This window comes from Streptomyces aurantiacus, assembly GCF_027107535.1.
Lineage (GTDB): Bacteria > Actinomycetota > Actinomycetes > Streptomycetales > Streptomycetaceae > Streptomyces.
This window is the reverse complement of record NZ_CP114283.1, coordinates 1,510,255-1,523,668: the sequence shown is the minus strand read 5'-3', so window position 1 is coordinate 1,523,668 and position 13,414 is coordinate 1,510,255. Positions and strand designations below refer to the sequence as shown.

The 13,414-nt window shown below is 71.5% G+C and carries 10 protein-coding genes; 5 read left to right on the top strand and 5 right to left on the bottom strand.

What is annotated here, in order from left to right:
* Positions 1 to 24: 24 nt before the first annotated feature.
* Together O1Q96_RS08405 and O1Q96_RS08400 are read right to left on the bottom strand one after the other, a co-directional pair.
* A complete protein-coding gene (locus tag O1Q96_RS08405; RefSeq protein WP_269247552.1) occupies positions 25 to 1,176 on the bottom strand; it encodes a glycoside hydrolase family 113 protein in 1,152 nt (383 codons plus the stop codon).
* Between the two features lie 402 nt (positions 1,177 to 1,578).
* Complete coding sequence (locus O1Q96_RS08400) at positions 1,579 to 2,019, bottom strand: protein-tyrosine phosphatase family protein (protein ID WP_269247551.1); 441 nt, start codon at positions 2,017 to 2,019, stop codon at positions 1,579 to 1,581.
* Positions 2,020 to 2,355: 336 nt separating this feature from the next.
* Between O1Q96_RS08400 and O1Q96_RS08395 the strand changes: the two genes are divergently transcribed.
* The 5 genes from O1Q96_RS08395 (at position 2,356) to O1Q96_RS08375 (ending at position 9,066) form a co-directional block, all read left to right on the top strand.
* Complete coding sequence (locus O1Q96_RS08395) at positions 2,356 to 3,984, top strand: ABC transporter substrate-binding protein (protein WP_269247550.1); 1,629 nt, start codon at positions 2,356 to 2,358, stop codon at positions 3,982 to 3,984.
* A gap of 124 nt (positions 3,985 to 4,108) precedes the next feature.
* Complete coding sequence (locus O1Q96_RS08390; protein WP_269247549.1) at positions 4,109 to 5,071, top strand: ABC transporter permease; 963 nt, start codon at positions 4,109 to 4,111, stop codon at positions 5,069 to 5,071.
* Complete coding sequence (locus O1Q96_RS08385; protein WP_419587042.1) at positions 5,071 to 7,059, top strand: dipeptide/oligopeptide/nickel ABC transporter permease/ATP-binding protein; 1,989 nt, start codon at positions 5,071 to 5,073, stop codon at positions 7,057 to 7,059. Before O1Q96_RS08390 ends, O1Q96_RS08385 begins: the two co-directional genes overlap by 1 nt.
* A 1-nt stretch (position 7,060) precedes the next feature.
* Complete coding sequence (locus O1Q96_RS08380) at positions 7,061 to 8,134, top strand: oligopeptide/dipeptide ABC transporter ATP-binding protein (protein WP_269247547.1); 1,074 nt, start codon at positions 7,061 to 7,063, stop codon at positions 8,132 to 8,134.
* Positions 8,131 to 9,066: a dihydrodipicolinate synthase family protein gene (locus tag O1Q96_RS08375; protein ID WP_269247546.1), complete on the top strand. Its 936-nt coding sequence runs from the start codon at positions 8,131 to 8,133 to the stop codon at positions 9,064 to 9,066. The genes O1Q96_RS08380 and O1Q96_RS08375 overlap by 4 nt, the downstream gene beginning before the upstream one ends.
* An 88-nt stretch (positions 9,067 to 9,154) precedes the next feature.
* On the opposite strand, the gene O1Q96_RS08370 is transcribed toward O1Q96_RS08375, so the two are convergent.
* From O1Q96_RS08370 to O1Q96_RS08360, 3 genes are all read right to left on the bottom strand, one after another.
* Positions 9,155 to 9,823, bottom strand: a complete 669-nt coding sequence (locus tag O1Q96_RS08370) for a response regulator (RefSeq protein WP_269247545.1) — start codon at positions 9,821 to 9,823, stop codon at positions 9,155 to 9,157.
* Positions 9,820 to 11,124 carry a sensor histidine kinase gene (locus tag O1Q96_RS08365; RefSeq protein ID WP_269253531.1) on the bottom strand — a complete coding sequence of 435 codons (1,305 nt, stop codon included), beginning with the start codon at positions 11,122 to 11,124 and terminating at the stop codon, positions 9,820 to 9,822. The genes O1Q96_RS08370 and O1Q96_RS08365 overlap by 4 nt, the downstream gene beginning before the upstream one ends.
* A 167-nt stretch (positions 11,125 to 11,291) precedes the next feature.
* The gene (locus O1Q96_RS08360) at positions 11,292 to 13,388 is read right to left on the bottom strand and encodes an MMPL family transporter (protein ID WP_269247544.1); all 2,097 of its coding nucleotides are present in this window, start codon (positions 13,386 to 13,388) and stop codon (positions 11,292 to 11,294) included.
* Positions 13,389 to 13,414: the final 26 nt, after the last annotated feature.

Sequence of the window (13,414 nt, the reverse complement as noted above, 5' to 3'; positions counted from 1 at the left end):
GTGGTACGTACGGCTCGCGCCGCCTCAGCGGTGTGCCGCCCGGCCGTAGTGCCGGGCCACCGCGCGGTACGCCTCCTTCGGCTCCCAGTGCCAGTCCGACTCCGGGTCGTCGGGCCGGTCCTTGATGGGCTTGACGATGGCGTAGGAGGCCATGTCGAGGTCGTACCGCGGATCGTCGGGGCGATGCGGGGAGTCGGCGGTGACGAACTCGAACGCCATCGCCGCGTGCAGGTTCATCGACTCGAAGACGTCGAGAAGGTCGGTGAGGTACGCCGCCTGTACGCGTTCGCTGCGCACCACGTTCCCCTTGATCTCCGGCGGCGTCTTCTCGTGGTCGACGATGCTCCAGCCCATCCCGCCCTGCTCCGGGGCTCCGACGAACGTGCAGGTACCGAACTCGGTGATGGCGAGCGGCTTGCCCCAGCGCAGGTACCCGCGCAACTCGCGTACGTAGTCCTCCCGTCGGGGGAAGTACGAGTAGTGGTCGATCCCCACGATGTCGAAGAGGTTCCAGTCGACCGGCTCGAACGACTCGTCCTGTGCGGCGGCGTAGCTGAGCCTGCCGCCGAAGACGGAGCGGCCGACCGCCGCGGCCTTCGCGGTGAACCGGGCGAGCCGCTGCTGCATCTTCGCGAAGTCGACGTTGCCCTTCTGCAGGTTGTCGATCCGCTCCAGGACGTCGGCTCCGGGCACGATCCCCGGTACGAACAGCCAGAACTCGCAGCCCACGGCGAGTGTGACCTCGGCCCCCTGCTTCCGCAGCCGCTCCCCGTGGCGGCCCGTCTCCGCGAGATGGTCGAGGATGTCCCGCTCCGGCACGTCCCCCAGTGTCGGCTGCAGCCAGACGTGCAGGCCCCGTTCCGCCACCTCGCTCGCCGTGGCGTTGAGCCGCTCCACCCCGTCGCCGGTGACCTCGACGGAGTCCGCGTGCAGTTCGCGGCCGATCAGCCGGATGTCCCTGCGCATCCGGCGCTCGCTCCACGCCGTCCCCGGGGTCTCCCCCGCCCCGACGGTGTAGACGACCCCGCGGTGGGTGAGCCCCCGGCGCGTGCCCGCCGCAGCGGCCGTGGCGGCCGGCGCCGGGAGGCCGACCGCGGCTCCCGCCCCCATGGCGGCCGCCGCGCCCATGAACCGTGCCCGGCTGATCCCCTCGGTCTTCCCCGTGTTCTTCTCCATGCCGCAAGTCTGTTGACCCGGGGCACTTCCGGCTGTCGGCCGATGGTCTACGGCACCCCGACCAAGGGATGAGCTCCGGTCGCCCGAAGTGGGCGGTCGCCGACGGCGAGCTGTGCGTCATCTGTGGCCGACGTCGACGCCTTCATGGACCGGGACGGCGGACACGGCGCCACGAGGACCCGGCCGACTTCATGGCCTGGATCGCCAAGGTGACGGGGCACAGGAAGCGTTCCGTGAAGTAGCCCACGTCCGCCCCGCACACCCGGTGTACGTGCCCGTCAGGACGCACACCGCCCCACCGCGACGCCGATTCCCCTGGACCAGAGGTTCGGCGTCGCGGCGTTGCCCGTCGCGTTCAGGGCGACCCGGGCCCGTCGGCCCGTCGGCCGCACCCAGGGCCGGTCACTCCCCGAACCTGCGTACGTACCTGCGCTGCCACGGTGTCTCCACGGCGTGGCGGTCGTAGTTCCGCCGTACGAACTCCACGGCCTCCGCGGCCGGCACGCCGTCCAGGACCGCGAGGCAGGCCAGGGCCGTGCCCGTCCGGCCACGGCCACCCCCGCAGGCGATCTCGACGCGTTCGGCGGGATCCGCGGCCCGCTCCCAGGTCTCCGCCAGGACCTTCCGCGCGTCCGCCCGGTCCCGGGGCAGCCGGAAGTCGGGCCATCTCAACCACCGCGTGTCCCAGGGGACTTCGGGCGGCTCCTTGCCGAGGAGATAGACACCGTACGTCGGGTGGGCCGCCGCGGGGTCGAGGCCCTTGCGCAGTCCCCGGCCCCGCACCAGCCGCCCGGACGGCAGTTGGAGCACCCCGGGTTCCCTCTCGTCCCAACTCTCGCTCACGCGCACCCCCTTGACTCCTGCGCGGCCCCTGCCCCGGCCTCCCGGAAGTGATCCGCCATCGCCTTCCGCACCCCCTCGATGTCGTGTGCTCACAGGGCGCCGACTATGCCACGGCGCCGGCGACCGCTGCCCCGGATCGCGGTCGCGCCCGGCACCGGTGCCGGAGGTCCGCGGGCCCGTCGATTCCGGGCGTTTCAGGGCGACATTGGTTGTGCCTTTGACGATGCCGGGATTCGTGCGTGTTCCCTTGACCGCCCCCGCGCCCCCTCCTATCGTCACGCTGCACCTATGACGTAGGACGTCGTATCTCCCCCCACCCTCGCTGCTGGAGGAACCGTGCGCGACGCGACCCCCGCACCGGCGCTGCACCGCCGGTCGTTCCTGAAGTACTCCGGCGCGCTGGGCACGGCCGCCGCCGTCACCTCCACCCTCTCCGCCTGTTCGGCCGGGCCGGAGTCCACGAACGAGACGGGCGACGAGGGTCAGGGCGCCGACCGGACACTCACCGCGGTGATCGGCTACGGCAACGACCAGAGCTGGGACCCCCTGATGACGGCCTCGGCGTTCTCGATGGCCGCCAACCACCACGTGTACGAGGGGCTGCTGGACACCGACCCGATCAGCCGTGAGCCGTATCCGGCCCTGGCGACCGGCATCCCGGCGGATCTCGGGGCGACCACCTGGAGATTCACGCTGCGGGAGGGCGCGACTTGGCACGACGGGCAGCCCGTCACCGCCGACGACGTGGTCTTCACCTACGGGCGTGTACTTGATCCGGGGACGACGACGCTCGCCAGGAACTTCTTCGCGTCCTGGCTGAAGGAGGTGAAGAAGGTCGACGAGAAATCGGTCGAACTCATTCTCCGGTTCCCGTTCCCCGACGGGGTCCAGCGGCTCACCCTCGCGAAGATCATGCCGAAGCACGTGTTCTCGAAAGCGGGCGCGCTCGACGAGGCGACGACGGGAAAGGCCGTCGGTTCGGGCCCGTACCGGCAGAGCGCCCACCACCCGAAGTCCAACACCACATTCGAGGCGTTCGCCGACTACAACGGGCCGCGAAAGGCCACGTTCAAGAAGATGAACTGGCTGACCATCGTGGACGCCGCACCGCGTGTCGCGAAGATCTCCGGTTCGAGCGCGGGCGCGCAGATCTCCGACAACATTCCGTACGCCAACGTCTCCCAATTGGAGAAGGGCGGCCTCGAGGTCGAGGGCGGGGCGGGAATGAACCACCTTTTCCTCCTCTTCAACACCGCCCGCAAGCCGTTCGACGACGTACGGGTTCGGCAGGCGCTGCATTACGCAATCGACAGGGAGAAGATGATCCGGGCCGCGCTGCGCGGTCACGGAACGCCGGCCTCGTCGTATCTCAACGAGGGAAATCCGACGTACCGGAAGGCCGGGACCGTCTACGGATACGACCCCGACAAGGCCAAGGCGCTCCTGAAGGAGGCCGGGGTCGGCGGGCTGACGGTCCGTCTGATGGCGGTCAACGTGAGCTGGATCGTGGACTGCCTGCCGACGATCAAAGCCTCCTGGGACGCCATCGGCGTCCGGACGACCCTGGAACCCCAGGAGACCGCCGCGCTCTTCACGAAGCTCGACCAGAAGAAGGACTTCCAGGTCGTCGCGGCCGCCTCCAATCCGAACCAGTTCGGCCTCGACGCCGACCTGATCATGCATTACAACTACGGGCCCGGGAACACCTGGATGCGGTATGCCCGCTGGGAGGAAAGCTCCGCGGCAAAGGACCTTTTCAAGCGGATGGACGCGGCCACGCGGGAGCCGGATGCCGAGAAGAAGAAAGCGATGACTCAGGACTACATCGACGTCGTCGCCGAGAACGCCGTCATCTATCCGGTCGTGCACAACGAGCTGATCACCGCGTGGGATCCCCGGGATCTCACGGGCGTGCGGGCTCAGCCCTATCCGGGGATAAACGTGCTCCAGGCGAAGTGGATCTGAGGGTTGCACCGGGAGTGCGGGCCGGCGGTGACCGGTCGCGCCGTTCTCCGCGCCTTCGAAGGACCGGTCGTGGACCGGCCCGAACGGCCGGGGGCGGCCCGTACCAGCGAGGGGACACCATCCAGTGGTCGCGGTCGTCAGGATTCTGATTCGGCGAATTCTCCTGCTTGTTCCGTTGATGCTCGGGATCATTCTGTTCGTGTTCGTCGTGATGCGGTTCTCGGACAGTGATCCGGCGTCCGCCTACTTCCAGGGCGCGAACCCGACCGAGCAGCAGCTGCACGACTTCCGGGAGCGCAACGGACTGCTCGATCCCTTCCCGGTGCGGTACTTCGACTTCGTCGGGGACCTGCTCCGCGGTGACATGGGCGTCAGCGCGCTGACGCGGTCCCCGGTCGTCGACCAGGTGACCACGGCCCTGCCGCTCACCATGCAGCTGACCTTCCTGGGCCTGGGCATCGCGGTGGTGCTGTCCCTGGTCGGCGGGGTCACCGCCGCGATCCACCGGGACCGCCTCCCCGACCAGCTCATCCGGGTCGTCTCGCTGACCGGTGTCGCGGCGCCGGGCTTCTGGCTGGCGCTGCTGATGATCCAGTACCTCGCCGTGGACCTGGGGTGGTTCCCGACCAGCGGATACGTCAACCCGGCCGACTCGTTCACCGGCTGGCTGAAGACCATGACGCTGCCCGCGCTGGCGCTGGCGCTGCCGGTCGCCGCCCAGCTCACCCGGATCGTCCGCACCGCCGTGGTCGAGGAGCTGGACAGGGACTACGTACGGACGGCGATCGGCAGCGGGCTGCCCCCGGTGGTCGTCGTCGGGCGGAACGTGCTGCGCAACGCCCTGATGAACCCGCTGACCGTACTGGGCCTGCGCGTCGGCTATCTGCTCGGCGGCGCGGTCGTCATCGAGACGATCTTCAACCTGCCGGGGATGGGGAAACTCATGATCGACGCCGTGAAGAACGGTGATCCCGCCGTCGTGCAGGGCGGCGTCCTCACCATCGCCTTCGGGTTCGTCGTCGTGAACCTGGCCATCGACATCCTCTACCTGCTGGTCAACCCGCGTCTGAGGAGTGCCGAGGCATGATGCTGATGTACCGGAAGCGGCTCACCGACGCGCTTTCCCTGCCCGGCATCCGTCTCAGGGGCTTCACGCGGCTTCCGCTGATCTCGCGGATCGCCGTCGTCGTCATCGGGATCGTCGTCCTCACGGCCCTGCTGGCGCCCCTCGTCGCCCCGCACGACCCGCTCGAACAGTTCCCCCTGGTCGGCGACGGCCGCGGTGAGGGCGCGCCGTCGGGCCGGCACTGGATGGGCCAGGACAGCCTGGGCCGCGACATCCTCAGCCGGCTGATGTACGGGGCGCGCTGGTCCCTGGCGATCGGCCTCGGCGCGACCGCGCTCGCACTGGTCGTGGGCGCCGTCGTCGGCGCGGTGGCGGCGACCTCGCGCAAGGCGGTCGACGAGACGCTGATGCGCTGCCTCGACATCGTCATGGCCTTCCCCGGCATCGCGCTCGCGGCCGTCTTCGTCGCGGTGTTCGGCGGTGGCATCCCGATCCTCATCGGCGCGATCGCGTTCCTCTACATGCCGCCGATGGCGCGGGTCGTACGGGCCAACGTGATGGCCCAGTACGGCGAGGACTACGTGACCGCCGAGCGGGTCATGGGGGCGCGGACCCCGCACATCGTGCTGAAGCACGTGGCCGTCAACTGTGCCGCCCCGGTCCTGGTGTTCTGCACCGTGCAGGTCGCCGAGGCGATCGTCTTCGAGGCGTCGCTGTCCTTCATCGGCGCGGGCGTGCGGCCCCCGGACCCGTCCTGGGGCAGTGTCATCGCGGACGGCAAGAACATGGTGCTCACCGGCGGCTGGTGGGCGACCGTGTTCCCGGGCCTGCTGATGCTGGTCACCGTGCTGGCCCTGAACATCCTCTCCGAGGGCGTCTCGGACGCGTGGGCGGCGCCCGCGGCACGGGACGTGACGGGGCGCGAGGAGGACCGTCTGGAGGCGCCCGAGCCGGGCAGCGGGGAGGTCCTGGAGCTGCCGGGCCTCGCGGAGGCGGCCCGGCGACTGCGCGCCCGGGCCCGCCCTCTCGGCGAAGGCCGACCGGTGTTGAGCGTCGAGAACCTGGCCATCGGCTTCGACGGCCGCCACGGGGGCGTGGACATCGTGGACGGCATCAGCTTCGACGTACGGCCCGGTGAAGTCCTGGGCCTGGTGGGCGAGTCGGGCTGCGGCAAGTCGCTGACGGCCCTCGCGGTGATGGGCCTGGAGCCGAAGGGCGCCCGGGTGCGCGGTCATGTCCGCTTCGACCAGCGGCAGTTGGTGGGCGAGCCGATGAGCGTGCGGCGCCGGCTCCTCGGCCACGAGATGGCGATGATCTACCAGGACGCCCTCTCCTCCCTCAACCCGGCGATGACCGTCCGCGCCCAGCTCAAGCAGGTGGTCCGCAGGGGCGGCACCCGCGGCGGCGCCGAACTCCTCGAACTGGTCGGCCTGGACCCGGAACGAACCCTGCGCAGCTACCCGCACGAGCTGTCCGGCGGCCAGCGCCAGCGCGTACTGATCGCGATGGCGCTCTCCCGAAGCCCCCGCCTGATCGTCGCCGACGAGCCGACGACGGCCCTCGACGTCACCGTGCAGGCGCAGATCATGGCGCTGCTGCTGCGGCTGCGCGCCGAGCTGGACTTCGCCCTCGTCCTCGTCTCGCACGACCTGGCGCTCGTCGCGGACGTCACCGACCGGGTCGTGGTGATGTACGGCGGCCAGATCGTGGAGTCGGGCGTCACGGCGGACCTGGTGGAGTCGCCGTCCCACCACTACACGCGCGGACTCCTCGGCAGCGTCCTGTCGTTGGAGTCGGCGGCCGAGCGGATGACACAGATCAAGGGGGTCGTGCCCTCCCCCGCCGACTTCCCGGCGGGCTGCCGGTTCGCCGGCCGCTGCCCGATGGCGACGGACGTCTGCCACGAGACGGCTCCGCGGCTGGTGGGTCCGCCCCGCCGTCACGAGGTCGCCTGCCACCACCCGGCGATCGAGCCGGCCCCGGCCGGGCCGACGGAAGCGAGGCCGTGAAGTGAGCCGACCAGCCAGTCCCCTCGTGGAGTTGTCCGGCGCGCATGTCGTCCACAAGGCGCGCAGCGGCGGCCTGTTCGCACGGGACCGTGTGTACGCCCTGACCGGCGCCGATCTCACCGTCGCGCCCGGTGAGACGGTGGGTGTCGTCGGCGAGTCGGGCTGCGGCAAGTCGACACTCGCCAAGGTCCTGGTGGGGGTGCAGCGGCCGACGTCGGGGACGGTGTCGCTCCGCGGCCGTGACCTGTGGACGATGGCTCCGGCCGAGCGCCGGACAGCGGTGGGCGCGGGCATCGGCATGATCTTCCAGGACCCGTCCACGGCCCTGAACCGCCGGCTGACGGTCCGGCAGATCCTGCGCGACCCCCTCGACGTGCACAGGCGGGGCACGGTCCCTCAACGGAACGAGCGGGTGCGGGAGTTGATGTCCCTGGTCGGACTGCCCGGAGCGCTGGCGGACGGTCTCCCCGGGCAGTTGTCCGGCGGGCAGCGGCAGCGGGTCGCCATCGCGCGGGCGCTGGCCCTCGACCCGGACCTGGTGGTCGCCGACGAACCGACGAGCGCGCTGGACGTGTCGGTCCGGGCCCAGATCCTCAACCTCCTGCTGGACCTGAGGGAGCGGCTGGGTCTGGCCCTGGTGTTCGTCTCCCACGACATCCAGACCGTGCGCAGGATGAGCGACCGCGTCGTCACGATGTACCTCGGCCGGATCGTCGAGGAGTCCCCGGCCGGCGAGGTGACGGACCGGTCCCGGCACCCGTACACGCGCGCCCTCTTCTCGGCGACGCCCGGGCTGCTGGATCCCGTCGACCCGATCCCCCTGGTGGGCCCCGTGCCGTCGGCGACCCGTCCGCCGAGCGGCTGCCCCTTCCGGACCCGGTGCTGGAAGGCGGACCAGGCGTGTGCGGACACCATGCCGGACTTCCGGACCACCGGAGCGTCGGGGGCCGGACACCGCTTCAGGTGCCACCATCCTGTGGAGGACGGCCGGTCGACACATGATCTCGTCGCACAGGCCGTCGCCGCCGTACCGGAAGCCACCGCCATGGCCGATGTCCCCAGGGAGCCCAGATGACCTTGCCCGCCCCGTTGACCGGTGTCGTTCCGCCCGTCTGCACGCCCCTGACACCGGACGGCGAGGTGGACGTCCCCTCGCTGACCAGGCTGGTCGACCACCTGGTGGAGGCCGGGGTGGACGGCCTGTTCGTCCTCGGATCGTCCTCGGAGGCCGCTTTCCTGACGGACCGTCAACGCAAGCTGGTCGTCGAGACGGTGGCCGGCCATGTCTCGGGCGGGCTGCCCGTCCTCGCCGGCGCCATCGACATGACGACCCCCCGCGTGCTCGACCACGTCCGGTCCGTCACGGAGTCGGGCGCCGACGCCGTGGTCGTCACGGCGCCCTTCTACACGCGCACGCATCCGGCGGAGACCGCCCGCCACTACCGCCTCGTCGCGTCCCGCTCGCCGGTGCCGGTCCTCGCGTACGACATCCCGGTCGCCGTCCACACCAAACTGGGCGCGGACCTGGTGCTGGAGCTCGCCGCGGAGGGCGTACTGGCCGGGCTGAAGGACTCCAGCGGGGACCAGGGCGCCTTCCGGGAAGTCGTGACCGGCGCCCGGGCACACCCCGCCGTGACCGGCTTCAGTGTGCTGACCGGGTCCGAGCTGGTCGTCGACACCGCCTTGGCCATGGGGGCGGACGGGGCCGTGCCCGGGCTCGCGAACGTGGACCCCCACGGGTACGTGCGCCTGACCCGTCTGTGCCGCGCGGGCGACTGGGAGCGGGCGCGGGCCGAACAGGAGCGCCTGTGCACCCTGTTCGGGATGGTGCGGGCAGGGGAGGCGGGCCGGATGGGGGCTGGTTCGTCGGCGCTCGGGGCCTTCAAGGCGGCACTGCATCTGCGGGGTGTCATCGCGTGCCCGGCCACCGCCGAGCCGCAGATCCCGCTGTCGGCGGAGGAGACCGCCGTGGTGGGGAAGTTCCTGGCGGGGGCGGGGTTGCTGTAGGAGTTGTCACGCCCCCGCCGCCCTCCGCCTCCTCCTGCCCTGAGCGGCGTCCGGCGAAGGGGTGCGGACGGATGCCTGAAGGGAGGGCTCAGACCGCTCCGGGTGTCACGAGTCCCGATTCGTAGGCCACGATCACCAGTTGCGCCCGGTCGCGTGCTCCCAGCTTCCCCATGATCCGGCTGACGTGTGTCTTCGCGGTGAGCGGGCTGAGCCCCAACGCGTCGGCGATCTCGGTGTTGTTGAGCCCGCGCGCGACCAGCGTGAGCACCTGCCGCTCCCGCTCGGACAGCCCGTCCGGCCCGCCCACCGCGGACGTCACGGTGTCGGGCGCGCGCAGGAAGCGGGCGATGAGCCGTGAGGTGGGACCGGGCGAGAGCAGGGACTCCCCCGCCGCCACGGTCCTTATGGCGTCGAGGAGTTCGGCCGGCCGGATGTCCTTCACGAGGAAGCCGGACGCCCCGGCCCGCAGCGCCTCGACGATGTGCTCGTCGGTGTCGTACGTCGTCAGGACGAGCACCTTCACACCGGCGAGGTCCTCCTCGGCGGCGATGAGCCGGGTCGCCTCGATCCCGTCCAGGTCGGGCATGCGGACGTCCATCACGACGAGGTCGGCCCGCGCGGAACGGGCGAGCTCCACCGCCTCCCGCCCGGTGCCCGCCTCGGCGACGACCTCCATGTCCCCGGCCGAGGAGACGAGCATCGCGAACGAGGCCCGTACGAGTGTCTGGTCGTCGGCGAGCAGGACGCGGATCGTCATCGGTGCTCCTCCCTGGGCAGCGGCAGCGCGGCGGTCACCTCGAAGCCTCCGGCGGGGCCCGGTCCGGCGTCCAGTGTGCCGCCCACGCTACGGGCCCGCTCGCGCATCCCGACGAGCCCGAACCCCGAGGTGTCGTCGACGGCCTCCGGCCCGCACCCCGCCCCGTCGTCCGTGACGCTCACCCGCAGGGTTCGCTCCGCCGTCCGCAGACCCACCCGGACGGTGAGGTCGTCGCGGCCGCCGTGCCGTACGGCGTTGGTGAGCGCCTCCTGCACGATCCGGTAGGCGGCGGCGCCCACGGAGGGCGGTACGCCGTCCGCGTGGACGGACAGTTCGACGTCGGCCCCGGCGGCCCTGGCCGTCTGCGCGAGACCGGGCAGCCCGTCGAGCCCGGGCAGCGGCCCGCGCCCGTCCGCGAACCCGGAACCGGAGCCGGAGCCGGAGCCGTCCATGGGCTCCCCGCCGACGCTCACGCTCACCTCGTTCGCCCGCAGCACCTCCAGCGTCGTACGCAACTCCCCCCGGGCCGTCCGGCAGGTCCCCGCGATGTCGTCCAGGGCCTGCGCGACGGCCTTCCGGTCGAGCCGGTCCGGATCGGCGGTGAGGACGTGGGCCGCCACGGACGTCTGCACGCCGATGAGCGTGATGCTGTGCGCGAGCAGGTCGTGCAGGTCGCGTGCGATCCGCAGCCGCTCCTCCGCGACGCGGCGCCGGGCCTCCTCCTCACGGGTGCGTTCGGCGCGTTCGGCACGTTCGACGATCGAGGCGACGTACTGGCGGTAGAAACGGGCGTCGACACCGAAGAAGAGCATCGCGACGACCCAGCCGGAGATCTCCAGCAGTTGGAGGGCCTCCTTCGCGCTGACGCTGAGCATCACGCTCACGGACACGCCGATGACGCCGACACCCACCAGGACGGTGCGCAACGGACGGCCGGTGGCGGCGACGGTGTAGAGCGCGAAGTAGGCCGCCGGGGTCGGCGCTGCGTGGTTGTAGTCGAGGCCGTGGTACGGGGCGACGCAGGCCACCACCGCGAGCATGACGAGCACCGGACGGCTGCGCCGCCACACGAGCGGCACGTGCGCGCCGAACAGCAGGGCCCAGCCGAGCGGGCCGAGCGGGCGTCCGTCGTCGACGAGCAGCGCGAGGGCGACGGCGAGCACGGCGACGCCGCAGGCGATGAACGCGTCGTTGCGGGTGCGGTGCGGCGCGGTGAGCGGATCGCGGTTGACGACCGCCATGACGCGCTCGATCCGGCGGGACCGTGTGCCGCCGCCGGCCGTCACCGCCCTGTCCCGCATGGCCGCCCCCGCCCTGTCGCGTACGGCCGTCACCGGCCTGTCGCCCATGTCCGTGGCCGTCCCGTCGCGTACGGCTGTGGTCGCTCCCCGTTCCAGCACGGCTCCATCTTCCGGTACGGGGGCGCCTCTCCGGCAGGAGAGGCGCCCGGTCGAATCCGTCGGTCGGGTCAGGGCGCTCCGACCCGCTCCGGCCGCCGTGGTGGTTCGGCCGGCGCCGGTTCACGGGAGAGGCTTCCCGGCCACCACATCTTCCGGCCCAGGGCGACACTGGCGCTGGTCACCAGGTACGTCCGTACGAGGAAGGTGTCGAGGAGGACGCCGACGGCGATCACGAAGCCGAGTTCGACGAGTGGCACGAGGCCCATGTTCGTCAGCACGGCGAAGGTCGCGGCGAGGACGAGGCCTGCCGAGGCGATGACACCGCCGGTGGTCCGCAGGGCGGTCAGCGCGGCGGCCGCCGGTTCGGCTCCGGCCAGGGACTCCTCCCGCATCCGGTGCATGAGGAAGATGCCGTAGTCGACGCCGAGGGCCACGAGGAACACGAAGGACAGCAGCCCGAGCCCCGGATCGGTTCCCTCGAAGCCGAGGACCGGCCCGAAGACCAGCCCGCCGATGCCGAGGGCCGCGCCCCAGACCGCGACCACGGCGGCCACCAGGATGAGCGGCGCGACGAGGCTGCGCAGCAGTCCGGCCAGGATGAGCAGCACGGAGACGAGGACGAGCGGTACGACGATCTTCGTGTCCCGCCGGTTGGTGTCCTCCAGGTCGATCTGCTGGGCGCTGGCCCCGCCGACGTAGGAGCCCTTCAGTTCACCGCGCAGGGACTTGATGGTGGCGGTCTCTCCCGCCGACTGGGGCGCGTCCTTCGCGATGACGGAGATCTCCGTCCAGCCGTCCCCGGTACGGCCCCTCTCGGCGCTCTCGACTCCGCGCGTGTCCCGGATCGCCGCGAGCGTCCGGTCGGCGCGGCTCTCCGGGGTGATCACGTCGATGGGCTGGGTGCCGCGTCCGGGGTAGGCCCCGGCGAGGGTCTCCATGGCGGCGACGGCCTCCGGCTTGTCGACGAAGGAGTCCTCCTGCTTGACCGGCCCGGGCAGGTTGAGCGCGCCGAGGGCGAGGGCGCCGAGCAGGACTGCTCCGGTCGCGAGCACGGTCAGCGGCCTGCGTCCGGCGGAGCTGCCCATGGCGGCGAAGAGGCTCCGCCGCCGCTCCTTGGGCTCGCTGCCGAAGGCGGGCACGAGCGGCCAGAACACGCGCCGCCCCAGCAGGACGAGGAGCGCGGGAAGCAGTGTCAGCATCGCGACGAGGGCGCAGAGCACCCCGACCGTGCCGAGCGGGCCCATGCCCCGGCTGCTGTTGAGGTCGGCTGCGAGCAGGCACAGCAGCCCGGCGGCGACGGTGCCGGAGGAGGCGAGCACGGCGGGCCCGCAGCCCCGCAGGGCGGCGGCCATGGCCTCGTACGGGCGCTCGATGCGCCGCAGTTCCTCCCGGTAGCGCGAGACCAGCAGGAGCGCGTAGTCGGTGCCCGCGCCGAACACGAGGATCGTCATCACGCCCGAGCTCTGGCCGGAGACGGTGGTCCCGAAGGCCTGGTTGAGGCCGTAGGCGACGCCCATCGACAGATAGTCGGCGATCCCGGCGACGGCGAGCGGCACGAGCCACAGCACCGGGCTGCGGTAGATCAGGATCAGCAGGAGGGCGACGACGGCGACGGTGGTGTAGAGGAGCGGCCCGCCGAGTGAGTCGTAGACCTTCCCCGCGTCGGTGGCCAGTGCCCCCGTGCCGCCCACCTCCACGCTCAGCCCGTCCTGGCTCCGGGCGATGTCCCGTACGTCGCCGACGAGGGCGTCCCGCAGCTTCTCGTCGGTCCCGGGCTCGTTGCTGACGACCGGGTACATCAGGGTCGTGCCGTCGTCGGAGGGGATGCCCTCGGGGGCGCCGCCGATCAGCTCGTGCTTTCCGGCGATCTCCTCGACCTGCCTGGCGGCGGTCTCCCGGTCGGCGGCGGCCAGTCCTTCGTCCCGGTGGTACACGATCACCATCTCGGTGCTCTCGCCCCCGGGCAACTCCTCCTGGATCTTGGCCACCTGGGTCGAGTCGGCACTCGCCGGCAGGTAGTCGGTGACCCGGTCGTGCTGCACGTCGGCGAGTTTCGCCGCGAACGGTCCGACCAGGGCGAGCACGGCCACCCACAGCCCGAGCAGCGCCCACGGAACGGCTCGCCTGCGCCCCGCCCTCGTCGTGGTTGTCTTCCCGTCCCCCATGTGACGGCTCTCCTTCCGGCTGACGT